Source organism: Ignicoccus hospitalis KIN4/I (genome assembly GCF_000017945.1).
Classification (GTDB): domain Archaea; phylum Thermoproteota; class Thermoprotei_A; order Sulfolobales; family Ignicoccaceae; genus Ignicoccus; species Ignicoccus hospitalis.
Window position 1 is genome coordinate 820,862 of record NC_009776.1, and the last position, 24,650, is coordinate 845,511.

Consider the following 24,650-nt stretch of genomic DNA (forward strand, 5'->3'; position numbering starts at 1 on the left):
TTGAGGCTAAAGGCTGTGGCAACGGGCTTCGGCGGGATATCGCTCGTAGCCGAGTGCGGCGAACCCTTCGCCTTGGACGCCGGGGTGGAGCCCGGCGTGGACAAGGTAATCTTGACCCACGCCCACTTGGACCACAGCTTAATGGCCCCTGGCAAGGAGGTCTACGCCACGCTCCCAACGCTTGCCTTGGCAAAGGAGTTGTGGTTGGACGCCAAGTCCCTCAACCCGGACCTCCCTTGGGAGGCGACTGACGTCCAGAAGACCTTGAACTCGTCCTTCCGGGTGCCTTACGGGAGACCCTTCAAGGTAGGGGATGCGACGGTCACTCTGTTCAACGCGGGCCACGTGTTGGGGAGCGCGATGGTGTTGGTGGAGTGTGAGGGGAAGAGGCTCCTCTACACCGGCGACTTGGGGACCTCGAGCTTCTTGCTAGACCACTGGTCGAAGGAGGTGCCACAGGCGGACGTGTTGGTGACGGAGAGCAGCTACTTGTGTAAGGATAGACCATCTGCGAAGAAGGAGTGGTCGAGGCTCTTGTACTTCTTAAAGCAGAGGCTGCGGGAGGGGCCGGTGCTGATAGCGGCCAACGCAGTGGGAAAGGTTCAAGAGGTCATTAAGTTTCTTATGAACTATAAAGAACAGATAGGGTTGAATGCAGTCATAGTCGAGGGTATGGGCTTCCGCGCTACGAAGATATACGACGAAATGATTGAGTATTTGAAGGAAAGCGAGGTGACGGCGTGGTTGAACGGGAACAGGAGGAGGCTAACGGACTTCGTAACTTTCCCGTCTTCTTTAAGAGAGAGGTTGGACATGGCGAGGCCCGGCACGGCGGTGGTCGCGCCTTCCGGCTCCCTGAGCGGGGGCATGAGCGTCTGGTGGGCGCTCAAGGGGGTGCCGTACGTCTTGTTGGGCCACGTGTTCGAGCCGGCCTCCTCCCTCCTAGCGGGCGGGGAGGTAACGTTGAAGGACCCCTTGGGCAACGAGGGCGTCGTGAGGCCGCCGGAGCTGCACTTGCAGATCTCCAGGCACGCGACGAGGCAAGAGCTCTTGCAATTTATCTCCCTTACAAAGGCCAAGGAAGTCTACTTGGTCCACGGGGACGAGGAGTGTAGGAGCGAGGCAGAGCGCATGGGCTTTCACAACCTAAAGGACGGGGAGGAGCTCACATTCTAGCCGGCGCCTCCACCCCCAACAGCCACAGCCCCCTCCTTATCGTGTTCGCCACTGCCTTCACCAAGGCCAACTTTAGGTTTCTCAGGCCTTCGTCCGGCTCCTTCGCGACGGGCTCTTTGTGGTAGAACTCGTTGAACTTGTCCGCCAAGGAGAGCAAGTACGTCGCTATTAGGTCCGGCTTTAAGTCCTCTGCTGCCTTCCTCGCGACCTCGGGAAACTCCGCTATACTCAATATCATGTCCTTGTACTTCTCCGCCTTGGAGTAGTCCGCCCTCTCCAAGTCCGGCTCCCCGCCCTTCCGGAGTATCCCCACGGCCCTAGCGTAGGTGTACTGGAGGTAGGGGGCAGAGTTCCTCTCGAAGTTCAAGACCTCCTCCCACTTAAACGTTATGGGTTTTTCTGGAGACACCGAGACCATTGCGAACTTCACAGCTCCCACGGCTACCTTCTTGACGACCTCGTCCACGTCCTCGGCCTCGCTCCTCCCCTCTACGAGCTCCCTCACCCTCCTCTCCGCCTCGTCCAACAACCAGTCCAAGGTTATCATCCTCCCCCTCCTGCCGCTCATCTTCATTCCGGGAACGTTCACCATTTCGTATGCGTAGTGGATCAAGTTCTCAGCGTACTCCTTGAAGCCGAGCTCCCAGAGGGCCAGCCTCAGCTGGATCTGGGGGAGCCTCTGCTCGGCGGCTATCACGTTTATCACCCTATCCGCCCTGAACTCTTCGAACTTCTTTATCGTGTAGGCAATATCCCTCGTGGTGTAGAGCGTAGTCCCGTCAGACCTCTTGAGGACCAGCGGGGGTATCTGGAGGCCCTTGGGTATTCTTAACCTCCTCCGGACCTCGTCGTTCAAGTTCTTGAAGACCATCACAAGGGCCCCGTCCTTTTCGATTACCAAGCCCTTCTCCTTTGCCATGTTTATTATCTTATCAACCTCGCCGCTCCAAACCAAGTCGCTCTCCCAGTCCCACTTGTCCACATTCACTCCGACCCTCTCCATAGTCTCTTTGAACCCTTTCAACACTTCATTAACTACCTTCCTGAAGGTTTCCTTCACCTCCGGGTCACCCTCTTCGTACTTCTTCATTAGTTCCGAGACCTTGGCCTCTGGGTCCTCGTCGTCGAACTTCTCTTTCATCTCCCTCACTATTTCCGGCCACTTGCTCTCGAGCTCTTTCAGCACCTCTTCCCACTCCTTCTTCTCATCGTCGCCCTTCGAGGGCGAGTTCAGCTCCACGAGGGCGTTCGCTACGCTGTAGACTTTCCCGTACCAGTGGTCCGGCTTCTCCCCTTCCGGGGGCTCAAGCCTTCCGAGCTTCAACAGCCCGTAAACCAACACGGCCACTTGTCTCCCCATGTCGTTTATGTAGAACCGGGACTGCACGTCGGCTCCCCAGTTCTTCAGTATCCTGACCAAAGAATCGCCCAGGAACATGTTCCTTGCATGCCCGACGTGTAAGGGGTGCACGGGGTTGGCCGAGGTGTGCTCTACGACGAGGCGCCCGCTGAAGGACCACTTGCCGTAGTCCTCTCTGGAGGCCTCTCGGAGCGCCCTCTCCGCCAACCAAGACGGCTCCAACTCTACGTTCAAGAACCCCCCTATGGCTTTAACCTCCTTGACGCCGGCCAACCTCCCTTCTATCTCCCCCTTCAGCTCCGACGTGAGCTCCTCGGGTCTGAGTCCCAACTTCTTCGCGTATCTGAAGAGCGAGACTCCCAAGTCGCCCATCTCTGGACTGGGGGGCCTCCCGGCCAGCCTCTCCAGCTCTTCCTCTTCTACCTCAAGCCCCCTCCTCTTCAGTGCCTCAGCAATTAGCTTTAGAAAATTCGACTTCGTCTCGCTCAAAACGTACAAGCATTTTCCCCCGCGACGGGCGATTGAAACTTAAAGGCTTATGACGACTCGCGCCCGAGGCCCAGTGAAGAGTACTCCCGGAGCTGAAGGGTGAGGAGAAGGCATTTGTCTGAGGGATGAGCGGGATTGCACGTCCCGGAGCGGTGACGAACCTCCACCGGCGGCGACCGGTTCCGTACATTGAGAAACCTTTCTACTTACTTAAATATCGCTCCCCAAGGAAACTACTCTGGGTATCGGGGTTTGGCGGCTGAGACGCCCTTGAAGATAGTATTGAACGAGATGATAAGGGTAGAGGGCATAAGGGCAGTGCTGGTGGTCTCCAAGGATGGCTTCCTGATCGACTACGTATCTCAAATGGGGAAGGAGATAGACCCCGAAAGCGTCGCGGCGATGGTGGTGAGCGTTTACGGCGCCCTACAGAGGTTCGCCGAGGAGTTCAACCTAGGAGAGATGGACATGGCCACTGCCGAGTACAGCCGAAACATGATGCTCCTCACCGACATAGGCGACGCTATGGTAGTCGTGATCACTGACAGAACTGCGCTGCTGGGCAGGATAAGGTACGAATTGAAGAAGCAGAAGGACAGGCTCAAAGCCGCGCTGGCCGCCTAGCCCGGGGGAGGGGCATGAGTTACGAGGAAGAACCTTTCCTTTTTGGGGAGAGCGAGACCACGGAGGAGGCCCCGCTCGTAGAGGAGGAAGAGGGAACCAAGGCTCCCACGACGGAGCGCTTCCCGCTGGAAGCCTACGAGATCTCGGTGGAGCTAGCCGACCTGTGGGACGGCGCCATAGAGGGTAAGGTCAGCTTAGAAGAGTTGAAGGAAACCATGCAAGCTCTCCAGTCCCTCGTCTCTACCGGGAGGAGGCGGAGGCGGAGGAGGTGAGGCCCCTAAGGGTGCAAGCTCTGAGGGCCGGAATGATGAACCGGTCTTAAGGCCGATCCGCGCAACACAAAAAATCCTCCTCCTCTTCTCTCGCCGGGTCCTAATCATGCCGAAAACCATGGCAGAGAAGATACTCGGCAGGGCCAGCGGCAAGGACGTGAGTCCCGGAGAGATCGTAGAGGCCAATGTGGACTTAGCCATGGTTCACGACTTGACCGGCCCCCACGTGGTGGAGGTGGTTGAGGAGATAGCGGGGGAGGTTAGGGTCTGGGACCCCGACAAGGTCGCCATAATATTCGACCACCACGTGCCCGCCGACAAGATAAGGGCGGCGGAGCTCCAAGCGATAATGAGGAAGGTGGCTAGGAAGCTCGGCATAAAGAAGTTCCACGACGTGGGGAGAGGGGGGATTTGCCACCAAGTGTTGGTGGAGGAGCGCTACGCGAGGCCCGGGATGCTGATAGTAGGCGCGGACTCCCACACGGTGACCTCCGGGGCGGTGGGGGCCTTCGCGACTGGTATCGGGGCGAGCGACATGGCCATGGTCTGGCTCACGGGCAAGCTCTGGTTCAAGGTGCCCGAGTCTATAAAAGTCAACGTTACGGGCGAGCTGCCCAAGGGCGTCTACGCGAAGGACGTAATACTTCATATAATAGGCACCGTAACCGTTGACGGCGCCACTTACAAGGCCGTGGAGTACCACGGAGACACAATCAAGAGGATGAACATAGCAGACAGGATGACGCTGGCCAACATGAGCGTTGAGATGGGCGCCAAGGCAGGCATGGTCCCCGCAGACGAGGTTACGGTCAAGTTCTTCGAGGAGGCCGGCATAAGCGTTAAGCCCTTCGGCCCCGACCCGGGAGCTCAGTACGAGGACGTTTGGGAGTTCGACGTGAGTAAGCTGGAACCTCAAGTGGCGGTGCCCCACAGCGTGGACAACGTCGTCGCGGTGGGCGAGGTGGAGGGAACTCCCATCGACCAAGCCTTCATAGGCAGCTGCACCAACGGGCGTTACGAGGACTTCGTGGAGGCGGCGAAGATACTGAAGGGGAGGAAGGTAGCTCCCGGGGTTAGGTGCATAGCCATACCCGCCTCCTTGAAGCAGTACATGAGGCTACTCAAGGAAGGCATAATTGACATCTTAACCGAGGCGGGCTGCTTCGTCGCCCACAGCACTTGTGGTCCGTGCCTCGGAGGACACTTAGGGGTGTTGGGGCCCGGCGAGGTGGCGATATCCTCCAGCAACAGGAACTTCAAGGGCAGGATGGGCCACCCGGAGAGCAAGGTCTACTTAGCTAGCCCCGCCACCGTAGCGGCAAGCGCGGTGGAGGGCAAGATAGCTGACCCGCGGAAGTACCTCTGAGGTCCTCGGTGAGGCTAGGGGCTCTTCACCGCTCCGGACCGGCCTGGTGGTCCTCATCGGACCCCGAGGGCCGCGGCCAGCTCGCGGGGGGATTTCAACACCCTGGCCCACTTCTCCAACTTTTTCAGTATTTCTAGCTCCAACTCGTGGACTTCGAAGGGCGCCTCGGAGAAGCATGATATAGCCCCGAACGGGCACTTGCCCACGCAAGCCTCGCACCCCACGCACCTCTCCAAGAGTATTCGCCTAACTCTGTCCCCCACTATCGCTCCGGTGGGACACGAGGCTTGGGGAGGACAAGCCTCGCACCCCACGCAGTCGTTAATGACGCACGGTAGGGTGGTAGACTTCACCCAAGGGGCGTCCGTCGGCAAGGCCAAGATCTCCACTCCGGCCTTCCTAGCCATGGCTAAAGCCGTAGTAACCAAGTTGTCTGCTATTCCTAACACGAACTTCGCTGCGGTGTTCGCAGTCATGGGGGCCACTACCACCGCGTCGTAAGCCCTCCGCATCACTCTCCCGTAGACGTGGGAGAGGGGCTTCGGGTCCACCTCCAGCTCCCTGTAGTAACCCCCTGTAGCTACCTCGAACTTCTTCAAGACGCCGTAGAGCTTCGCCACCTCGTAGCCTGCCTTACTAAATATTACCGTCACTTGTGCCCTCTTAGCTAGCTTCTCAAAGACCTCGGCGCTCTCCCTCATCCAGTGCCCAGCGCCCGTAACCGCCCAGAGCACCTTCAACGCCCATCACCTTGGACAACTCGAATTTCCGCTCCTTCGTGGGGTTTCCCTCCTCCGCTTCCAGCCCGCTCACAAACACTTCGTCCGCCATCATAGAGGCTAAGAGCTTCGCCTTGTCGCCGTCGCTAAAGGCCGGCACACAAAGGCCGTTACCTCTGGGGCTCTGAACTACCGGAATTACCCTGTTTCCCAACGGGATTTTAATCAATTTCTCGAAGTTGTCGCCGTGGACGACTAGGAAGAGCAACTTCTCCTCCGAGGCCCTCGAGAGCTCCTCCGCCCTCGCCCCGTCGCCGTCTGACAGGAGGAAGTCGTAATCTTCCAGCTCGTTCGCCGCCCCGTCGACGGCCAGCTTAGGGCACCCCGTCTTGGGCGCTCCAAAGGGGCCGACCACTTCCACGCACTTGAGGCGAGGGACTTGTACTCCCCTGTCGAGAAGGGTCGCGACCTCCCACGCGCGCTTCTCTCTCTCTACGCTTAACCCCAAGGAGCGCAAGATTTCGAACAAATAGGGCTCCCAGCGGAGACATAAATCATGAAACCCTTCGTTAATAAACTCCCGGATTGGGGGTCACCCGGTCGAGAGGGAGTGGGCGGTACCAAGAAGTTGACTAGGGACAACCAGCACAAGTCAGCGAAGGTACTAAAGAACGAGATGCTTGGGACCAAGGTTGCCTACGAAGTCTCGAAGGGCTTCAAGCCGGACTTCTCGGACAATTTGCTGCTGTCCTCAAACTTGTACTCGAAGATTGAGGAGCTCGTGTTGGACGAAGTCATAGGGGGGATCAAACTGAAGGAGCCCACCCCCAACATCTACGTCAAGTTCAAAAGCTTCGTCAACGCGAGCTCGACGGACGTATTCGCCTCCTTCGTGAACTACTACCTACACTTGCTCGCGTACAAGGCGGATGCGAACGTAGTCTTGGTGGCTTTCGACGAGCTCAAGAATAAGAACAGAATAATAGCAAAGAGGTTCGTCGCGTTGGCTCAGAAGCCGCGGGGGCCGGAGGGGGAACGCTCCGAAGAGGACGACACGGCCATACTGATAGGGTTACTGTTCTCGGACAGCCGCGCTAAGAGGTACAACCACAAGGCGTTGATTAGGAAGACGAAGAACGCCGCTCAAGGCTTCCTACAGAGGTACTCCCGGGAGCTGGGCCTCCCGAACGTAAAGCTTGCCGGCCCGACCCTCTTCGTCCACGTGGCCGCGGAGTTCCCCGAGAACGAAATAAAGATAGACGTGAGGGACGGGCACGAGAGCATAAAGATAACCATACCCTTGAGGGTTCCGGAGTGGAGCTTGGACGACTTCCCGGAGGAGTTGGGCGAAGAACTGAGAACCTTAGTTATAGACCCAATTACCAATAAGATGGCGTTTGCTCCGAAGGGGATGTTGCTCGTGGGGCCTCCCGGAGTGGGCAAGACCATCTTGGTCGAGGCGGTGGCGGGGGGGCTGGGGAGGAAGTTGTTGGAGCTCGAGCCGGGGATGTATAGGAGCATGTGGTACGGCCAGACCGAAAAGATCTTGAAAGAGATATTTAATGCTGTTAGCAAGAGAAAGGATGAGGTAGTGGTCCTCATAGACGACGCGGAGTTCTTGATGGACCGCGGCTTGGCGGTCCACGAGGGCTACGTAAGCGAGATGAACGTATTTCTGAAGCTATTACAGAACAGGGAAAGACCGCTAATAGCGATGACGACCAACCACCCCCAGCTGCTCGACCAAGCCCTGGTTAGGCCGGGCAGAGTAGACTTGGCCGTGATAGTGGGGTACCCCGACAAGGAGTTCCGGAGGAAGATCGTAGAGCGGGCGGCTAAGAGGTATGAGCTAAAGATGGACGAACACTTAATCGAGAAGGTGGTCAGAGTCACCCGGTGGTTCAGCAACGCGGAGATAGACTCGTTAATAAGGATGGCTGCGGCCAAGGGTAAGGGCAAGATAACTGAGGAGAGCGTGGAGTGGGCCAGAAGGAGGTTCCACATAGACGAGGGGGAGAGGGAGAGGCTCCAAGAGTCGCTCCGCTGGTACGCGAACAAGCTACAAGGAATGGTAGTAAGCTACGTCAAGAACCCTTGGGAGGTGTGAGCTGAGTGGCAATAACGTGGGAGCCCGTCTGGGAACTCGTTACGGTCGAGCACGAGGGCATGAGGATAAGGGTCTTAAGGGACAAGGAGACGGGCTTGCTGGCTTGTCCCATATGCTTGACTGAGACCGTGAAAAAGAAGGGGAGGAAGGCCGCCGACGAGGGGTCGTTCTTCTTCGACGTCCAGTCCTTGATAGCGCACCTCACTACTCACGCCAGCTGAGGCCCCTCGTTCAACCGCTTCCAAGCCTTGACTGCAGCCTCCACGGCGCGGCGCGCGTACTCCTCTATCCTCTCGGCCGCTTGCTCCCGCGTGGCCCCGGGGCCTATAACGCCTAAGGTGACGGGCTTCCCGTACTCCAAAGACAAGTCCATTAACTTCCTAGCGACCTGGTGGGCCACCACTTGGTCGTGGTCGGTCTCGCCCTTTATCACGGCGCCCAAGACAGCTACCGCGTCGCAGCCCTCCTCCAGCAGCCTCTTCGCGGCCAGCGGGGCCTCGAAAGAGCCCGGCACCTTGAGCACCAAGACCTCCTCCACCCCGAGGAACTTAGCGTGGTCCAGAGCCTTCTCTAGCATAAGTCTGGTTATATCGTAGTTGAACTCAGACACCACTATGCCGAGCCTCACGCCCTCAACACCTTCCGTCCGGCTCTGGAGAGGAGCGTATCAAGTTTTAGCGGCTACCACGAGGCCCAGGGAGGTCGGCACTACCAAGTACTTGACCTTGAGCTCTTTGAGCTTTTCGAAGAACGTCTGAGGAGGTGGCGGAAAGATCGCGTTGTGGAACAACATTACTCCTCCCTTACCCAACTTCTCATAGAGCAATTCCAACACGTCTGGATACTGCTCCTTATCCACGTCTACGAACGCGAAGGCCACGGGCTCTTCGAACCCTTTTAAGAAATCCAAGGCGTCCCCGTGCACGGCCTCGAAACCGGCCTTCTCAGCCAAGCCCTTTAACTCTTCGAAGAATCTTGCCTCCCTCTCCACAGCTATGAGCCTCTTCCCGAAGGCCTTGGCTGCTTGGAGTATCCACAAAGCCGAGAAGCCTATTCCGGCGCCCAAGTCCAGCGCCACTCCCTCCGCGTTAGCCAGGGCGGCGAACGAGGTCCCTTGCAACACGTAAGCGTCCTCCAACGGTATGTGGGGTATTCCCAACCTCCGGGACCTCTCCATTACGTACCTATAGAGCTCTTCAAACCCCGTCATCTTGTGATTACCCATTAATTCCCCATATAAACTTCTCTACCGGGTGTACGGTTGCAACAGAAGTTCTTCGTTACCGCAGCTTTCCCCTACGCCCTCCCGCTCGACGTGGACGAGCTCGTAACTAGGGTGCGCTCCTACCTAGTAGCCGACGTGTACGCGAGGTACCACGAGGCTAGGGGGAGGAGGGTCCTATTTCCCATGGCTTTCCACTACAGCGGCACGCCCCTCGTTTCCTTCTACGAGAGGGTGAAGTCCCGCTCCCCGGAGGCGCTGAAGTTATTAAAGGAACTGGGCGTCCCCGAGGACGTAAAGAGCCCTAAGGAACTTGGGGACTTCATGTCCAGAAAGCTGAAGGAGCTCTTCGATTCGTTGAGGTTGAGGATAGATTGGGAGCACTCGTTCACCACGGAGGATCCCGGATTTAAGTCCTTTGTAAAGTGGATATACTTAAAACTGAAGGAAAAGGGCTTAGTGGTCAAGGGCACTTACCCGGTGCCGTGGGACCCGGTAGAAGAGGTCCCGGTGAGCTCCCACGACACTGAAGGCTTCAAGCAGATAAAGGTGGGATCCTTCTTCTTGTTAATGTTCGAGTTGAGCCCGGGCTTGTACTTGCCGGCGGCCGCCCGGCCGGAGACCTCATTCGGTATAACTAACATATGGATCAACCCCAAGGCAGAGTACAAGATAGTGGAGGCCGGCGGCAAGAGGATGATTATGTCGTCCAAGGCAGCTTTTAAGATTAGGTTCCAGTTGGACGAGGTGTTTGAAGTAGGCAAGGTAGATCCTGAGGAGATCCTCGGCAAGAGGGCCGTCAACCCCATAACTGGGGAGAGCGTGCCCGTGCTGCCCTCAAGCTCGGTGGACCCGGAGAGGGGAAGCGGCGTCGTGGCCTCGAAGCCTGCGCACGACGTGAACGACTACCGCGAGGTGCAGAAGCTCTTGAGCAAACCCTTCGTGCTCGAGAGCTTCGACGTTGACCCGAAGGAGCTAGAGCCGAAGGCCGTGATAGAGCTGCCCGGGTGTGAGGTCCCAGCGGCTTGCTTCGAGGACAACAGGGAGCTCGTGCTCGCGGAAAGGAGCAAGGGCAAGCTCAAACCCGAAGCGGTCTTAAAGGCGTTGAAGGGCTCGGAGGACCAGTTCCTCAAGGGCTTGCTCTTGACCGTGTTGACCGAGCGACCGGTCGCGGAGGTCTCGGAAGTAATAAAGAGAGCTGCAACCGTCGGGGGAGTTGCTTTAGAGTTTTACGACGTATTGAACGGACCGATAAGGTCTAGGTTCGGTAACGAAGTAGTGGTGAAGGTCCTCAAGGACCAGTGGTTCTTGAACTACGACGACGAGAAGTGGAAGAAGAAGGCGTTAGAGGTTCTTAGCCTGATGGAGGTGGTTCCCAAAGAAGTCTCGAGGTCCTTAGTAACGGTCATAGAAAGCCTCAAGAAGAGGGCGTTCGCTCTGGCACGGGGCTTGGGCACCCCGTTGCCGTGGGACGAGAACTTAGTAATAGACAGCCTCAGCGACTCCACCTTGTATTACTTGTTCTACCTATTTGCAGACGTCCTCAAGGACAAAGAAGTGAAACCCGAGGCGTGGGACTACTTGATACTGGGGGAGGGCAAGGCGGAAGACTTGAAGTACTTGAGGAAGAGGTTCTTGGAGTGGATGCCCCTAGACATGAGGGTTGTCCACGAGGAGCTCGTGAGCAACCACGTCGCCTACATGCTGTTCCACCACGCGGCCATCTTCGGAACCTCCAACGTTCCGAGGAAGTTGTTGGTAACTGGAGAGGTGGAGGGCGTCAGCGTAAACCCGTTTAAGGAGGACCCGCAAGCCTTGAGGTTGTACTTGCTGACCGCGGCGAAGCCCACCTCGCCTCTGAAGTTCTCGGAAAAGGACCTCCGCGAGGTTCAAAAGAGGATAGAGGAGATACTCAAGGAGTGGCCCTCCGGGGACAGGGAGGCCGGGGAGCTCGAGGAGTGGCTGGAGTCGGCCTTGGCGCTGAGGGTTCAAAGGGCCGAGGCGGCGCTGGAGCAAGGGGACGTTAGGGAGGCGGCCCTACAAGCCCTGGGCTTCTTGAAGGACTTGAGGAGGTACTACCAGAGGTTGGAGGACAAGGGCTTGCCGCCCTCCAAGGAAGTGAGGAGGCTGCTGAGGGAGTGGGGCTCGCTGTTGTACCCGTTCGCGCCCTCGCTGGCGGAGGCCCTAGGAGGGGTCCCCCGGTGGCCTTCCTTGGAGCGGAACTTGGAGGTCGAGGCTAAAGAAGCATACTTCGATATGTTACTAAATGAAATTAAAAAGGTGAAGTCGGACAAAGTCCTAGTAGAGGTGGCCCCTAGGGAGGCGACTGAGGCGCTCAGGGAAGTGGTGGAGAGCGTGGAGGAGGGGGTCTGGGAAGAGCTGGAGGACGTCCCCCGGCAGCTGTTGGAGAGGGCCTTGAAGTTGAGCGAGGAGTGGAGGGAGTTGTTGTACTACATAAAGGACGAATACGAGATGGCGAGCTCCCTAAAGGAGGAGTTGGAGAGGAGGACCGGCAAGGAGGTCCACGTAAAGGTGGGAGACGCACAGCCCTTGTCCCCCAAGGTGAGGGGCCTTTGAGTCGCGAGGCGCTCGCGAAGAGGATGGCTAGGGCCTTCAAGGCCCTCGGCTTCTTCATATTTGAGGCTGACGAGTTGCCGGACGTCAAGGAGGTCCTCGAGGAGGCGAAGCTCCACGAGACTTTGAGGGTGGTGAAGCTTGGGGACGTAGACCTAAGAATTAAAAACTTGGAATTCGTCACATCGTACTACATGGTTACTTTGGACTTGGAGAGCTGCTTGAACTCTTGCAAGGACGACGAGTGCTTGAAGGCGTGTGCGGAGGAGAAGAAGGAAGCCGTGGCGAGGGCCTTGTTAGAGGTGAAGGGGCAGAAGCCCCAAGACCTCTCCTCCCTATTAAAGAGGCTGCGGGAAGGCTCGAGGGGGCAGTGAGGCATTTGCCCGAAGTAGCTGAGGCGCGAGGGTTAACCTTCATCAAGGGTCCGGGTTTGGACCACGTAATAGAGGAGAAGGGAATCAAGAGGATAGTGGTCTTGGACCCCTATTTCGGTGACATATACGGGGACTACCTCTTCGCTGGGTACGAGGTGGTCGAGGAGTTCCCCAAGGCTACCTTGCCGGACGTAGTGGGCTTCCACACGGCGGCGGTGCTCCTCAGCAAGAAGCCCGCGGTGGTGGTCTGCGGCTTCGACCCCTTGAGGTGTGCCGTCGCCCTCGCGGCTTACTTGATAAAGGAAGAGAAGGTAAGTGTGGAGGAAGCGGTGGAGGAGGCGGAGGAGAGGCTCTCCTCCCTCTACGGCGCGGCGAGGGTGCCACGGGTTCCCAAGAGGGGGCTAGAGGCCTACGCCCGCTTGGCCAGCCTCTTCGGGGACTACTTAGACGCGATTATGGCTTTGGGCCTTAACTATGAGTTCGGTAAAGGGGGCCTCCATTGGGGAGAGGCAGTGACTTGGGCGAACTCAATGGAGTACGACGACCCTCTCTTCCTAGCGACGGCGCTTCACTTCTTGGCCGAGGGCCACGGGAAGAGGGATGAGGTGTTCCAGAGGAGGCTAGAGGTGGTGAGGCGCGAGGCCTTGGAGGAGATGTTGGGCGAGGAGGGCCTGGAAGCCTTAGAGCTCGTGAGGGAGTTCGCTGAGGGCAAGTTGAGGGAGCTCGAGTTCGTGGAGGCCCTCCAGCCGGGCGAGGGGTACGTGCGCGACGTGGAGAGGCGCGGGGACGAGGTGGTGGTTAGGTGCATCGGCTGTGAGGCCGTTAAAGGGTTGAACGAACTCCTCCCCCTAGAGAGGGCCGGCGTGAGGAAGGTCTCCTTCGAGCGGGTGACCGTTTGAGGCTGTTAAAGAAGATCGCTAGGGAAGTCTTGGGGGACGAGGAGGTCTGGAGCAGGATAGACGTAGTAGGCGACATAGCCCTAATACATAGGAAGTTCAACTATCCAATAGACAAATTGAAGGTCTTGGGGCAAGCCCTCTTAGAGAGGATGCCGGGAATAAAGTCGGTTTGGGCGGTAGAGCCCGGGACCAAGCCGCCCTACGTCTTGAGGGACTTGATCCACTTGGCAGGCGAGAGGAGGACCGAGACCGTTTACAGAGAGCACGGCTGCGAGTACTTAGTGGACTTGAGCAAGGTCTTCTTGGTCCCTCGCCTCTCCGGCGAACACTTGCGCGTGGCGAAGCTCGTAGAGCCTTGGGAAGTGGTGTTCAACATGTTCGCCGGGGCGGGACTCTTTTCGATTCTCATAGCCAAAATGAAGGGCGCGAAGGTATATTCAGTGGACATCAACGAGTACGCATACAAATACATGGTTGAAAACATAAGGAGGAACAAGGTTGAGGGACTCGTGGTGCCCATACTAGGCGACGCGGCCTCGGTGAGCTTGTGGCTGAGGGGAGGGGTCGACAGAGTCCTCATGCCCCTCCCGGAGCTGGTCCCCGATTATTTGGACTTCGCCTTGCTGGCCTTAAGGTACCCCGGGAAGCTTCACATGTACTTACACGTATTAGTTAAGAGAGGGGAAAGGCCTAGGGACGCTGCGAAGAGGGTCGGGGTCCCGCTGGTGGCCAAGAGGTGCTCCTCCTTCGAAGTGGAGCGCGTCAGGCTGGTCAGAACCGTGGGGCCGAGGGTAGCACAAGTGGTCTTGGACCTCACGTTAGAGAAGTGCGAGCCCTCCCCGAGGCTGGGCAAGCCTTACAACCCTAAGGAGTTCTTAGAGACCGCTCCCCTCAATTAGCTCCTCTCACTGGAGCCCCGGGCCCGCGCGTTGAAGTTTTCGGACGTCGTAGACGCCCTCGAGAGGCTGGAGAGGACTACCTCGAGGACACAGATAGTCGCTATATTAACGAACTTATTTAAGAAAGTCATTGAAGAGAACAAAGATATAATAGATAAGGTGGTTTACTTCATCCAAGGCAAGCTCTGGCCCGACTGGTACGGCTACCCGGAGATAGGGATCGGCGAGAAGGGGATAATAAAGGCCATCTCCTTGGCCGCTAACGTTAAGGAGAAGGAAGTGGAAGGCTTGTATAAGCAGCTGGGGGACTTGGGCTTAGTCGCCGAAAGGTTGATGGCGAAGGCCCCAAAGGGGGGCCTGATGATGTTTGTAAAGAAGAAGGAAGAGTTGACGTTCGAGAAGGTATACGAGACTTTGAAGAGGATAGCCTTCATGCAAGGGGAGGGGAGCCGGGACCTCAAGATAAAGACGTTGGCGGGCCTGCTCAAGGAGGCCTCGCCCAAGGAGGCGAAGTACATCGTTAGGTTCGTCCAAGGGAAGTTGCGCTTGGGCGTGGGTGACGCTTCCATAATAGAGGCTTTGGCCCACGTGGCGGGAACGACCAAGGACGTCGTCGAAAGGGCCTACAACTTGAGGGCGGACCTGGGAGCGGTGGCTAAGATAGCGGTCACCGAGGGCCCCGAAGCGCTGAAGAGGGTAAGGCCGAAGCCCGGCGTCCCGGTCCGCCCAATGTTGGCGGAGAGGCTCAACGACCCTAAGGAGATATTGAAGAAGCTCGGTGGCAAGGGGCTGGCCGAGTACAAGTACGACGGTGAGAGGGCTCAGATCCACTTGCTCCCGGACGGAAAGGTGGTGATATTCTCGAGGAGGTTGGAGAACATAACTAGGTCCTATCCGGACGTCGTCCAGTACGCCAAGTCCGGCTTGAAGGCAAAGGAGGCAATAGTAGAGGGAGAGATAATTGCGGTCAACCCCGAGACCGGGGAGCCAAGGCCATTCCAAGAGTTGATGAGGCGGAGGAGGAAGCACGACGTAGCCCTGGCGATGAGTGAGATACCGGTCAACGTGAAGTTGTTTGACATTATATACGTGGACGGCGAGGACATGACTAACAAGCCCCTCCCCCTCAGGAGGAAGAGGTTGGAAGAAGTAGTTGAGGAGAGCGAGGAGTTCTCCCTTTCCACGGCAAAGTTAGTAAGTACGCCCGAGGAGCTCGAGCAGTTCTTCCACCAGTCCATTTCCGAGGGACACGAGGGCTTGGTGGTGAAGGCCGTCCACGACAAGAGCGTCTACCAAGCTGGGGCCAGAGGGTGGCTCTGGATAAAGTACAAGAAAGACTACAAGAGCGAAATGGTAGAGCCGGTCGACTTGGTAGTTGTAGGGGCCTTCTACGGCAGGGGTAGGAGGGGAGGCACCTTCGGGGCCTTGTTAGTCGCCGGCTACGACGAGAAGAGGGACGCCTTTGCGACGGTCTGCAAGGTAGGCTCGGGGTTCAGCGACGAGGAGCTGGCGAGGCTCCCGGAGCTCTTGAAGCCGTACATAAGCGAGACCAAGCCTCCTAGGGTCATAAGCAACGTTAAGCCCGACGTGTGGGTGAGGCCGGCGCTGGTGGCGGAGATCATCGGGGCGGAAATAACGCTGAGTCCTATTCACACTTGCGCTAAGGACGAGGTCAGCGCGGGGAGCGGGCTGGCGATACGCTTCCCGCGTTTCATACGCTGGAGGCCCGACAAGGGGCCGGAGGACGCCACCACGTGTGGAGAGATAGTGGAGATGTACAAAAGCAGGCTCAAGAAGGTCGAGGAACCTACGTGACGAGCTCTGCCAACCTCTTGGTCTCCCAAGCCAGCCTTATTTCCATGGCGACCCTCCGACCCAAGCTTATAGGCCTCCCGAACTGCAACTTGGAGTACTGGCTCCCTAACCCCATGTATATGTTGTTCCCGCCCCCTATCCTAGGGGCCACGTCGAACACCACGAACTCCAGCTCCGGCGTAACTACCGCTTGAAGTGTGAAGGGCCCCACCACTCCCGGAGGTTCCAACTTCCTCGCGGCTTCTACGAACTTCTCACCCATGTCGAACACTTTCTCCAATAAGCTCTCCCTCAAGGTGGCCGGAAGGTGGCCGACCTCTATCATCCTCGGGTTGCCGGCCAAGCGCAGCTGCTCCCTAGCCGGCAGCCTTAACCAGCCGTCCAAGTCGCTCTGTATCCTCCTGTCAACCGAGTGCAGCTCTAGGTCCTCTAACAAGGGGCTGTAGAAGTAGTTTATGTTGAAGTGAGCCCCCAAGACCAACTCCTCTATAGACGCGTTCTTGAGCCCTTCGTCGTCTATTACGCCGGCTTCCTTGAGCTCTTTCACCCTCTTCCAGTAGTCCTCTTTATCCATGGCAACGAAGAAGCCCCTCTCGACCCTCCTCTTAGCTTCTGGGACCTTCACGATGACCGGTCTGTCTATCTCTTCGGGGGAGTTGAAAAGTTTGGGCCTCTTTATTCCAGCCTCGTCCAAGAGCTTGTAGTAGTTCTTCTCGCCTACCCTCTCCTCCCACCGGAGCAAGTACCGGTTCCCGAACACGGGGACCTCGAACTCTTGTTCTATTGCATCGTACCCGACGTAGACGGCGAAGCTCCGGTTGGGTACGAAGATCGCGGCCTCCTCCCTCAGCCTCCTCTGGACGTCCTCGCGGAGGACGTCCTTGTACCTCTCTAGGAGTATACACTCGTCAACCACACGGCTGAACTTGATGTACGGCTTTTCCCTCCCCTTTTGGCACACAGCTATTGTTCTGAACCCTTCGTCCTTTGCACCGTCGAACAAGTCCAAGGCGGAGTGGCTCGCTACCGCCGCTATTGCGGGCTTCTTGTCGTAATTGTTAACAATCTCCTTCATTTCGTCGCTCAGGCCCAAGGCCTTCCACTCGAAAGCTACTTAGCCCTAGAGCCCTTGAAAACCCCACGCCGGACCCCTCGAGGGCGCTGAAGTCTTGAACGCCAGGCTTTTACGGTTCTACCCGCCCAGAGGCTTGAAGATCGTGAAGGCCTACATGCAGTACGTGTGGGACGACAAGTGGAACAAGTATTTGGACTACTACAACGGATACGGGGTAGGCTTCTTAGGGCATAGAAACCCGAGGGTGGTCGCCAAGATCGTAGAGCAGTTGGGGACCCTCATGATAAATTCCCCCTCGTTCGACGACCCCGCGAAGGAGGAATTGATGGCAAAGCTTCCCAAAATCTTGCCTAATACGTTGCTCAACGTTTACTTCCAGAACTCCGGGGCCGAAGCAGTAGAGTTGGCGCTCAAGCTGGCTTTACATTATACTAATAGGGAGAAGGTGGTAGCCTTCAAGAGGGCCTTCCACGGGAGGACTCTGGGAGCCCTCAGCCTGACGTGGGGCTCCGAGTACCGCAAGCCCTCCGAGAGGGCGCTGTACAAGAACGTCGTGTTCGCGGACTTCAACTCCGTCGAGGAGCTCGATAAGGTAATAGATGAGAACACAGCCGCAGTTTTCGTGGAGCCCGTCCAGGGCGAGGGCGGCATAAACCCTGCCACGCCGGAGTTCATGAACGCCGTAGCGAGGAGGGCTAGGGAGGTCGGCGCGGTCCTAGTTTACGACGAGGTGCAAGCCGGCTTCGGGAGGACCGGTTACGTGTGGGCCTACCAAGGGCTGGGGGCCCCCGACCCCGACGTACTTCTGAGCGGGAAGGCCATAGGCAACGGCTACCCGGTATCCATGGTGGCGGTTTCCGACAAGATAGCTGAGAGTGTTGTGCCCGGGATGCACGGCTCCACCTACGGCGCTAACCCCGTGGCGCTGGCGGCGGTGAGCGGGGCGGTGGACGTGCTCCTAGAAGACGAAGTCCCAAAGCAAGCTAGGGAGAAGGGCAAACTCTTCCAAGAGATGCTCGAGGAAAAGTTGAAGGACGTCAAGCTCGTTCGGGACTACAGAGCTATAGGCCTAATGGTCGGCGTAGAGCTCCGCGTCAAGCCCGGCAAGTACATAGAGGCCTTGCAGAGGGAAGGCGTGCTGAGCTTGAAGGCCGGTACGACAGTAATAAGGTTCTTACCGCCGTACGTGACGACCTCCGAAGATATTAATTTCGCAACGGAGAGACTAAGGAAGGTGTTAGTTAGTGGAGTTTGAAGTAAGGCTGCCCTACCCACTTACGCTCGCGAAGAGGGGCAACAAGAGGCTCGTGCTGTTCTTGGAAAAACCGGTGGTAATTATAAATACGGAGAGGCCGTGGTCCCTCCTCCCCCTTAGGGGGATAGGCCTATTTGAGGGTAGAACTCTCGTGGCCAAGAAGGAGGACTGCAGGAGGCTAACCGTACTGATCACCTCCTTCGAGCCGAGGCCTTCGGACGAGGACCCGGAGGAGGTGTTCGAGCAGTTACTCTCCGGCGAGGGGAGCTGTTGGAAGGAGCTCTGGGGCCACAAGGCGATGGTTTGTGGAAACGTCGCCTTGGTGCCGGGGTCCGTTAAGTTTCCCCCCTTGGGCTTCGGGACCATCAGGACGAGGGTGGACTCGATAGGCCCCCGCATAAGGGTCACAGCTTAGACTTGTACTCCTCCATCAACTCCTCCACCAGCCCCTTAGGCGCTTTGTATATCTCCGCCAAGAAGGAGAGCGCCCTATAGACTACGTCCTCCTCGTACCACCCCATGGTTCCTATCCTAATGCTAACTTCCTTCAGCTTCCAAGCCCCTCCGCCCACGTCTATTCCCCACCTCTCCCTCGCCAGCGCCCTCGCCTCCGAGGGCTTCACGCCCTCGGGCAGTATCGGCACCACTATCGTGTTGGACCTCCAACCCCTCTTGGGGTAGACCCTCCCGCCCGCGCGCTCCACGAGCTCGTTTAAGGCCTCTGCAAAAGCGGCGTGCCTCCTTATCCACCCGTTGATCCCTACCTCATTGATTATTATGTCGAGAGACTTGTTAAGGGCGTACATCAAGCTTACGGCCGGGGTCGCGGGGGTCTCGTACTTTTCTAAATAGAATTTTTCATAGCTCTCCAAGTCCCAGTAGACGCTCTTCTTCTTAACGTTCTTCATCTTCTCGGCGGCCCTCTCGCCCCAGGCGACGAAGGCCAAGCCGGGGGGCGCCATGAGGGCCTTTTGGGAGGCAGAGGCTACAGCGTCCAGCTCCATGGACTCTACGTCCAGCGGGTGGCCCCCCAAGTAGCTTACGGCGTCCACCAGCAGCAACGCGTCGTTCTCGTGGGCCACCCTAGCCAGCTCTTGTAAGTTCTTGTGGACGACGCCGGTGCTGGTCTCGTTGGCCACGACCCCCACGGCGCTCGCCTTCGACCTCTTCAATGCGTCGTCCAGCTCCTCAGCGGTGATCCCCTCGCCCTCCGCGGGCTCCACGAGCTCCACCTCAGCGCCCAAGACCTCTGCTATCTTGGCCATCCTGTCGCTGAAGGTGCCGGTCTGTATTATCAGTAGCTTCTCCCCCCTCTCCACGAAGTTAGCTACCATAGCCTCCACCGCGCCCGTCCCGGAGGCGGTCAAGAGAGCCACCCTCTCCGCCCCGAAGAGCTTCTGGAGCTTGGACGTTAGCTCCCTCATCAGTTCTCTGAACTCCGGCCCCCTGTGGTTTATCATCGGCAAGGCTTGGGAGAGCTCCACCTCCGGGTGGAGGCTCACCGGTCCGGGGAGCAAGAGCTGCAAGCGCCTCACGGCCTCTCTCCCGGCCCCACCCTTGATAATGAGAGGACTTAGTGCGAATCGCTCGGGAGAGGCAAGTTGTTAGCCCTAATCACCGACTACGGTTACAAGGACGTCTACGCGGGAATACTCAAGATAGTTGCAAAGGAAGTATGTAAAGACGCTGAGATAATAGACGTCACTCACGGAATAGAGCCCTTCAACGTGTTAGAAGGCGCGGTGGCTACGCTGGTAGCCGCTAAACACTTGCCCGAGGGTTCCACCTTGGTCGCCGTGGTAGACCCCGGGGTGGGGAGCGAGAGGGAAGCGGTGGCAGCGCGCGTAGGGGGGAGGTTCCTCATAGGCCCCAACAACGGCCTCCTGTGGCTGGCGGCGCAGGAGCTGGGCTTGGAGAAGGCGGTTAGGATAGAGAAGAAGCTAGTAAGGTATTCTTCTCACACCTTCCACGGTCGCGACCTCTTCGTCCCGGCGGGGGCGTTCTTGGAGTGCGGCGGGGGCTTGGAGGAGCTCGGCCCCGAGACCTCTCTGACCCCCCTCCCCTTCGAGCTCTACGCCAAGCTAGGGGACAAGAGGGTGGAGACCGTAGCAGTTTACGTAGACCGTTTCGGCAACGTCATGACTTGGGCGAAAGAAGCCCCCTTCGAGCTCGGAGAGCTTGTAAGAGTGAACGGGAGGCCAGCCCGCTTCGTCAGGACGTTTTCTGAGGTCAAGCCGGGGGAGCTGGCAGTTTACATAAACAGCTTCGGCTACCTAGAGGTGGCCCAGTACATGGGCGACGCGTCGAAGAGCTTAGGCTTGAGGCCCGGAGACCCGGTGGTGGTGGAGGCTTGAGGGCGCTTTTCCCCGGGAGGTTTCAGCCCTTCCACAAGGGCCACTTGGCTGTGGTCAAGTGGAGCTTAGAAAGGGTCGACGAGCTGGTAATAGTCGTGGGCAGCGCCCAAGAGAGCCATACCTTGCAGAACCCAATGACCGCGGGCGAGAGGGTTTTGGCGATCAGAAGGGCCCTAGAGGACGAGGGAATAGACTTGAGGAAGGTATACATAATTCCGGTGCCGGACATACTAATGAACTCCGCTTGGGTGGCCCACGTGAGGACCTACGTCCCGCCTTTCGAAGCCGTAGTGACGAGGAACCCCCTAGTTAAGGTCTTGTTTGAGGAAGCGGGGTACGAGGTCCTCGAACCCCCTCCCTTCGGGAGGGAGAAGTACGTCGCGACGAACATAAGGGCATTGATGGCCTTAGGAGACCCCAAGTGGGAGGAGATGGTGCCTAGGGCGGTGGCAGAGATCATAAAAGAGTTAGGAATAATAAGGAGGATGAGGGAGCTCTCGAAACGGGATTAGTCTATGTAACCCATGGCCCTCAAGTAGCCTTCCTCGCTGCCGTACTTGGCCTTGTACTCTTCCACTATGTCGTAACCGAAGAGCTCCTTATACTTCTTCCTCCCCTCCTCCTTCATCTTGAACGGCGTCCAAGGAGGGTCGAACGTCAGATCTATGTCCACGTCCTTGACCCCGGGTATCTGTTTAGCCATATTGACTATCTGCCACAATATCTGCCCCCCGGCCGGACACGCCGGCGAAGTTAGGGTCATCTTTATCTTGACTACGCCGTCGTCAGTCACGTCCACATCATAAACCAAGCCCAAGTCCCAAACACTTATGGGGATTTCGGGGTCGCTGACCTTCTTCAACACCTCTTCGATTACCCTCTTCTTAATCTCTTCCTTGTCTATCTTGGTTTGTTGGCTCAACGCGCGCTACCCTCCGACGATCACGGGCTGAGATATTTAATGTGGAAGAGTTTCGCGGCGGCCCCTCCGCTAGGGTTGACCGGTTCAACATACACGGGGACGATCGGTGAACTTCGAGGAACTGGTTAATACTATACAAGACTGGACCCTCAAGATAACCGTCGTGGCTTGGGCTTTGGTGGGCCTCTCTTGGGTCCTGGGCTGGGCGCTGAGGGGCGCGCCGGTGCCCCTCTCGAGGATAAAGAGGCTGGGCCACGGCATAGTAGAGGACGCGGTTATAGCGGCTCTGTGGCTGGCCCTGGGCAGCGCAGTATTTTACTTGATATCGGTAATGGCTAAGAACTTTTTGCCCCAAGCGACCATAGAGGTCAAGCCGCCCGTGAGCGCGCGATGAGGGCACTATGGCGGAACCGAGGGGTGAGGAATTAGCCGGGCACCGAGCGCAATACATTTAAACTGACCTCTGAAGCTGGACACGGCCCGGCCCGGCCACAGCGACCGGGTAACACCCGGACCCATTTCGAACCCGGAAGTTAAGCCGGTCGCGCGGGGTCCGGCAGTGGCGTCCGAGAGGCGCCGCAGCCGCCCCGTGCTGGGACCGGGCCTCTAACCGTTTAACTCCTCCCCCCTTCGCACACTTTTCTCCTTACTGAGATGCTCTCCGTCACCGTTTCACTTTCTTATACAAGTAACATTTCCCTCCCTTGTATACGAGCTCTAACTTCCTCAAGCGGAGCTCTTCCCACGAGACCACGTATGAGCTCCTCTTGAGCCACCACTTCAAGCACCCCAAGTCCCAGCACGCGGCCTTCTTGACCTCCCCGAAGGGGTACTCCGCGTAAGCCCAGAAGGGCTTGTACAGCACCGCCTTCTCCCCTCTGACCTTCAAGAAATCAACGATCTCGAAGGCGCAGCAGTCGTGCTTGAGGGACGACGCTGCCTTCGTACCTATAAATATAAAAGCTAAGATTATCAAGGCACCCAAGTACTTCCAACCCTTCCACTCTCCCAACGAGTTGGCTATTGCGACCGAGTACAGCAAGTGGGCCGGGACTTGGTACCACACTTGGACCGCAGTACCCCTCAAGTAGTTGTCCAGTAGGAGCCCCGCCGGCAGCGAGAAGGATATTAAGAACAAGAGCAAGTCCCTCTTCTTTATGAGAGTATGTAACAAGACTAGGACCTCCGGCAAGAAGAGCGTGACTATGGCCTTCGCGTCCAAAGGCGCCTTGGCCCAGCCCGGCAACCTCTTATGGAACAACACGTTGTCCAGAGACGTTGCCAAGCCTAGGGAGGCCGGTATCAAGAACAGTAGGAACCTCCTATCCCTTATTCCGTACAAGCTCAGTCCCAAATAGAAGAACGTCATGCCCTCCCACATCCCTACCGAGTAAATACCTAGAAGCACTGCTGACAAGACCTTCCCCCTAATCGCTAGGGCCGCGGAGAGGGCGCCCGCCGCGCCAGCTGGAACGCTCGTGAAAACTTTGCTGGAGTACGTCAAGAACAAAGGGTTGAGTAACGCGGACAACGCCAGCGCGAGGGAGCCCCACCGACCGTTCCACGCGAGGAGGACGGCTGCCGAGGTTACCAATACGTTGAACGCGGCGTACGCGAACCTTAAGGTCCACAAACTATCGGTAACGGGGTTGAAGGTTATCATGAACGACCAGCGGAGGGGAGGCAAGAAGGGCAAGTGGGGGTCCCAGTCCCACTTCAACTCTTTAGTTATGTAGTAGTACCAAGCCTCGTCCCCATGAGGGTTGCAAGGGACGTACTTAGGCATTAAGAATATTATGGATATGAGGAGGATCGTTAGTGTTAGCTTCTCCAGCAGCCCGGGGGGCTCCTTCACCTCGCACCGCCGCTGTCTTTTAACCGAGGAGTTTGTTAACGGCGTCGGTGCCCCTTGAGGAGGGAGTTACTCGAACTATTGGAGGACGAAGGCATAGCTAAGAGACTCTTCGTAACCAACGGCGTGGACTCCCTCTTGTCCACAATAGGAGTTGTTACGGGGACCTACGTCACCACCCACGAGCTCGACCCAAGGGTTTACTTGGGCGCCTCGTTGGGAGGGGCAATGGCTTTGGGGCTGTTGAGCGGGTTCGTAGGAGTGTACATAACTGAGAAGGTGGAAAGGTTGAAAGAGTTATCAGAAATGGAAAAGGAAGTAATAGGCAGCTTGAGGAAGTCCGTGTACGCTAAGGCTACTAACTACCTCGCCCTGTACGTGGCCCTCTGGAGCGCCCTGGGGAGCTTGGGCCTCCCCTTGCTAGCCCTCTCCCCCTTCCTCCTCGCGTTGTTCTTCAACTTCAACGCCGTTTACGCTTCGTTGTTCCTGGCCTACCTCGAGTTGACGTTTCTGGGACTTTACGCGGGGCGCGACCTCAAGTCGGCAGCGATGTACTTGGCTCTGGGCTTGGCTGCCACGGCCGTGGCCGCTGCCCTAGGGCGGCTCTTGATATAAAAGGGGCGAGGCGGACTAGACCTCGTGGGCGCTCGACTTTGGACAAGATTAAAGACTTGAAGGAAGGCAAGAGCGTAACCATAAGGGGTCGCGTGCTAGAGGTAAGCGAGAAAAGGGTCGTTAACACGAAGTACGGACCGGCAGAGCTCAGCGAGGCGGTCGTGGGCGACGAAACCGGAAGGGTGAGGGTAACCCTCTGGAGGGACAAGGCTGGATCTCTGGAAGTGGGCGACGTGGTCGAGATAAGGGACGGGTGGACCACCTCATACAAGGGAGAGGTTCAAGTAAACGTGAACAGGAGGACCGAGATCGTCAAGCTGGACGACTCGGAGGCGCCAAGCCCGGAGGAGATACCGGAGGAGAGGCCTAAGAGCACGGCACGCGCAGGACCTTCACGTTCCTCTTTCTCACGAAGACGAGGAAGCAACCGTCCTTCCCCTTAACTTTCAACCTCTTTCCCTTCCGTTCCACTACCTCAAACGATTCAACGAGTTCCTTCCCCTTTTCTGTCAACTCGTAAGTGTTTTCCTTCTTTTTAATGTAGCCGGCCTTCCTAGCGTAGTAGATCAAGGTCTTGGTTCGGGAGGAGGGCAACCCTAAACAAGTCGAGAGCTCGCCCGCGGAGGAAGGGTCGTCCGCGAAGCAGAGGAGCAGGGGGAGCAACCAGAGGTCCTTCATCCC

At 57.6% G+C, this 24,650-nt stretch carries 28 protein-coding genes and 1 rRNA gene; 19 read left to right on the plus strand and 10 right to left on the minus strand.

What is annotated here, in order from left to right; genetic code table 11:
* A complete protein-coding gene (locus IGNI_RS04770) occupies positions 1 to 1,176 on the plus strand; it encodes an MBL fold metallo-hydrolase (RefSeq protein ID WP_187145948.1) in 1,176 nt (391 codons plus the stop codon).
* Here IGNI_RS04770 and IGNI_RS04775 read toward each other — a convergent pair.
* Entirely contained in the window at positions 1,166 to 3,034 is a 1,869-nt protein-coding gene (locus IGNI_RS04775) for an arginine--tRNA ligase (RefSeq protein ID WP_012123072.1), read from the minus strand. The genes IGNI_RS04770 and IGNI_RS04775 overlap by 11 nt on opposite strands.
* 243 nt (positions 3,035 to 3,277) lie before the next feature.
* On the opposite strand from IGNI_RS04775, the gene IGNI_RS04780 reads away from it, so the two are divergent.
* The 3 genes from IGNI_RS04780 (at position 3,278) to IGNI_RS04790 (ending at position 5,287) form a co-directional block, all read left to right on the plus strand.
* A complete protein-coding gene (locus IGNI_RS04780) occupies positions 3,278 to 3,649 on the plus strand; it encodes a roadblock/LC7 domain-containing protein (protein WP_012123073.1) in 372 nt (123 codons plus the stop codon).
* 14 nt (positions 3,650 to 3,663) lie between these two features.
* Positions 3,664 to 3,921 carry an RNA polymerase subunit Rpo13 gene (locus IGNI_RS04785; protein ID WP_012123074.1) on the plus strand — a complete coding sequence of 86 codons (258 nt, stop codon included), beginning with the start codon at positions 3,664 to 3,666 and terminating at the stop codon, positions 3,919 to 3,921.
* 106 nt (positions 3,922 to 4,027) lie between these two features.
* On the plus strand, positions 4,028 to 5,287 hold the full coding sequence (locus tag IGNI_RS04790; protein WP_012123075.1) for a 3-isopropylmalate dehydratase large subunit: 1,260 nt from the start codon (positions 4,028 to 4,030) through the stop codon (positions 5,285 to 5,287).
* 53 nt (positions 5,288 to 5,340) lie between these two features.
* On the opposite strand, the gene IGNI_RS04795 is transcribed toward IGNI_RS04790, so the two are convergent.
* Together IGNI_RS04795 and IGNI_RS04800 are read right to left on the minus strand one after the other, a co-directional pair.
* Positions 5,341 to 6,021 (minus strand): flavoprotein, encoded by a 681-nt coding sequence (locus tag IGNI_RS04795; RefSeq protein WP_238374125.1) that lies wholly within the window; start codon positions 6,019 to 6,021, stop codon positions 5,341 to 5,343.
* Positions 5,963 to 6,535, minus strand: coding sequence for a hypothetical protein (locus IGNI_RS04800; protein WP_012123077.1), 573 nt, complete (start codon positions 6,533 to 6,535; stop codon positions 5,963 to 5,965). The genes IGNI_RS04795 and IGNI_RS04800 overlap by 59 nt, the downstream gene beginning before the upstream one ends.
* Before the next feature lie 81 nt (positions 6,536 to 6,616).
* Here IGNI_RS04800 and IGNI_RS04805 point away from each other — a divergent pair, with 81 nt between their 5' ends.
* On the plus strand, positions 6,617 to 8,113 hold the full coding sequence (locus IGNI_RS04805) for an ATP-binding protein (protein ID WP_052570188.1): 1,497 nt from the start codon (positions 6,617 to 6,619) through the stop codon (positions 8,111 to 8,113).
* Between the two features lie 5 nt (positions 8,114 to 8,118).
* A complete protein-coding gene (locus IGNI_RS04810) occupies positions 8,119 to 8,334 on the plus strand; it encodes a hypothetical protein (RefSeq protein ID WP_012123079.1) in 216 nt (71 codons plus the stop codon).
* Here the strand turns inward: IGNI_RS04810 and ribH are convergent.
* Both ribH and IGNI_RS04820 read right to left on the minus strand, forming a co-directional pair.
* Complete coding sequence (ribH, locus tag IGNI_RS04815) at positions 8,322 to 8,741, minus strand: 6,7-dimethyl-8-ribityllumazine synthase (protein ID WP_012123080.1); 420 nt, start codon at positions 8,739 to 8,741, stop codon at positions 8,322 to 8,324. The two genes, IGNI_RS04810 and ribH, sit on opposite strands and share 13 nt — an antisense overlap.
* 39 nt (positions 8,742 to 8,780) lie before the next feature.
* Positions 8,781 to 9,338 carry an O-methyltransferase gene (locus tag IGNI_RS04820; protein ID WP_012123081.1) on the minus strand — a complete coding sequence of 186 codons (558 nt, stop codon included), beginning with the start codon at positions 9,336 to 9,338 and terminating at the stop codon, positions 8,781 to 8,783.
* Between the two features lie 36 nt (positions 9,339 to 9,374).
* Between IGNI_RS04820 and IGNI_RS04825 the strand changes: the two genes are divergently transcribed.
* The 5 genes from IGNI_RS04825 to IGNI_RS04845 are packed head-to-tail and all read left to right on the plus strand — an operon-like array spanning position 9,375 to position 15,896.
* On the plus strand, positions 9,375 to 11,912 hold the full coding sequence (locus IGNI_RS04825) for a class I tRNA ligase family protein (protein ID WP_012123082.1): 2,538 nt from the start codon (positions 9,375 to 9,377) through the stop codon (positions 11,910 to 11,912).
* Positions 11,909 to 12,283: a hypothetical protein gene (locus IGNI_RS04830; RefSeq protein ID WP_012123083.1), complete on the plus strand. Its 375-nt coding sequence runs from the start codon at positions 11,909 to 11,911 to the stop codon at positions 12,281 to 12,283. Before IGNI_RS04825 ends, IGNI_RS04830 begins: the two co-directional genes overlap by 4 nt.
* Positions 12,284 to 12,339: 56 nt before the next feature.
* A complete protein-coding gene (locus tag IGNI_RS04835; RefSeq protein ID WP_148202253.1) occupies positions 12,340 to 13,182 on the plus strand; it encodes a hypothetical protein in 843 nt (280 codons plus the stop codon).
* Positions 13,179 to 14,081, plus strand: coding sequence for a class I SAM-dependent methyltransferase (locus tag IGNI_RS04840; RefSeq protein WP_012123085.1), 903 nt, complete (start codon positions 13,179 to 13,181; stop codon positions 14,079 to 14,081). Before IGNI_RS04835 ends, IGNI_RS04840 begins: the two co-directional genes overlap by 4 nt.
* Positions 14,082 to 14,111: 30 nt before the next feature.
* Complete coding sequence (locus IGNI_RS04845) at positions 14,112 to 15,896, plus strand: ATP-dependent DNA ligase (RefSeq protein WP_012123086.1); 1,785 nt, start codon at positions 14,112 to 14,114, stop codon at positions 15,894 to 15,896.
* On the opposite strand, the gene IGNI_RS04850 is transcribed toward IGNI_RS04845, so the two are convergent.
* The gene (locus IGNI_RS04850) at positions 15,889 to 16,971 is read right to left on the minus strand and encodes a formate--phosphoribosylaminoimidazolecarboxamide ligase family protein (RefSeq protein ID WP_052570525.1); all 1,083 of its coding nucleotides are present in this window, start codon (positions 16,969 to 16,971) and stop codon (positions 15,889 to 15,891) included. The two genes, IGNI_RS04845 and IGNI_RS04850, sit on opposite strands and share 8 nt — an antisense overlap.
* A 94-nt stretch (positions 16,972 to 17,065) precedes the next feature.
* Between IGNI_RS04850 and IGNI_RS04855 the strand changes: the two genes are divergently transcribed.
* Positions 17,066 to 18,226: an aspartate aminotransferase family protein gene (locus tag IGNI_RS04855; RefSeq protein WP_012123088.1), complete on the plus strand. Its 1,161-nt coding sequence runs from the start codon at positions 17,066 to 17,068 to the stop codon at positions 18,224 to 18,226.
* Complete coding sequence (locus IGNI_RS04860; RefSeq protein ID WP_012123089.1) at positions 18,216 to 18,641, plus strand: hypothetical protein; 426 nt, start codon at positions 18,216 to 18,218, stop codon at positions 18,639 to 18,641. Before IGNI_RS04855 ends, IGNI_RS04860 begins: the two co-directional genes overlap by 11 nt.
* On the opposite strand, the gene IGNI_RS04865 is transcribed toward IGNI_RS04860, so the two are convergent.
* On the minus strand, positions 18,631 to 19,761 hold the full coding sequence (locus IGNI_RS04865) for a pyridoxal-phosphate-dependent aminotransferase family protein (RefSeq protein ID WP_012123090.1): 1,131 nt from the start codon (positions 19,759 to 19,761) through the stop codon (positions 18,631 to 18,633). The two genes, IGNI_RS04860 and IGNI_RS04865, sit on opposite strands and share 11 nt — an antisense overlap.
* 66 nt (positions 19,762 to 19,827) lie before the next feature.
* On the opposite strand from IGNI_RS04865, the gene IGNI_RS04870 reads away from it, so the two are divergent.
* Both IGNI_RS04870 and IGNI_RS04875 read left to right on the plus strand, forming a co-directional pair.
* Complete coding sequence (locus IGNI_RS04870) at positions 19,828 to 20,580, plus strand: SAM hydrolase/SAM-dependent halogenase family protein (RefSeq protein WP_012123091.1); 753 nt, start codon at positions 19,828 to 19,830, stop codon at positions 20,578 to 20,580.
* Positions 20,577 to 21,092, plus strand: coding sequence for a nicotinamide-nucleotide adenylyltransferase (locus IGNI_RS04875; protein WP_012123092.1), 516 nt, complete (start codon positions 20,577 to 20,579; stop codon positions 21,090 to 21,092). Before IGNI_RS04870 ends, IGNI_RS04875 begins: the two co-directional genes overlap by 4 nt.
* Here the strand turns inward: IGNI_RS04875 and IGNI_RS04880 are convergent.
* Positions 21,089 to 21,502: a metal-sulfur cluster assembly factor gene (locus tag IGNI_RS04880; protein ID WP_012123093.1), complete on the minus strand. Its 414-nt coding sequence runs from the start codon at positions 21,500 to 21,502 to the stop codon at positions 21,089 to 21,091. The two genes, IGNI_RS04875 and IGNI_RS04880, sit on opposite strands and share 4 nt — an antisense overlap.
* A 106-nt stretch (positions 21,503 to 21,608) precedes the next feature.
* Here IGNI_RS04880 and cedA1 point away from each other — a divergent pair, with 106 nt between their 5' ends.
* The gene (gene cedA1, locus IGNI_RS04885) at positions 21,609 to 21,896 is read left to right on the plus strand and encodes a DNA import protein CedA1 (RefSeq protein ID WP_012123094.1); all 288 of its coding nucleotides are present in this window, start codon (positions 21,609 to 21,611) and stop codon (positions 21,894 to 21,896) included.
* 93 nt (positions 21,897 to 21,989) lie between these two features.
* A 5S ribosomal RNA gene (rrf, locus tag IGNI_RS04890) occupies positions 21,990 to 22,096 on the plus strand.
* A gap of 70 nt (positions 22,097 to 22,166) precedes the next feature.
* Here the strand turns inward: rrf and IGNI_RS04895 are convergent.
* Complete coding sequence (locus tag IGNI_RS04895) at positions 22,167 to 23,357, minus strand: hypothetical protein (protein ID WP_012123095.1); 1,191 nt, start codon at positions 23,355 to 23,357, stop codon at positions 22,167 to 22,169.
* A gap of 54 nt (positions 23,358 to 23,411) precedes the next feature.
* On the opposite strand from IGNI_RS04895, the gene IGNI_RS07785 reads away from it, so the two are divergent.
* Positions 23,412 to 23,969, plus strand: coding sequence for a hypothetical protein (locus tag IGNI_RS07785; protein WP_012123096.1), 558 nt, complete (start codon positions 23,412 to 23,414; stop codon positions 23,967 to 23,969).
* A 38-nt stretch (positions 23,970 to 24,007) separates the two neighbouring features.
* Complete coding sequence (locus tag IGNI_RS07790) at positions 24,008 to 24,412, plus strand: OB-fold nucleic acid binding domain-containing protein (protein WP_012123097.1); 405 nt, start codon at positions 24,008 to 24,010, stop codon at positions 24,410 to 24,412.
* Here IGNI_RS07790 and IGNI_RS07660 read toward each other — a convergent pair.
* Complete coding sequence (locus tag IGNI_RS07660) at positions 24,336 to 24,632, minus strand: winged helix-turn-helix domain-containing protein (RefSeq protein WP_187145949.1); 297 nt, start codon at positions 24,630 to 24,632, stop codon at positions 24,336 to 24,338. The two genes, IGNI_RS07790 and IGNI_RS07660, sit on opposite strands and share 77 nt — an antisense overlap.
* Positions 24,633 to 24,650 lie beyond the last annotated feature (18 nt).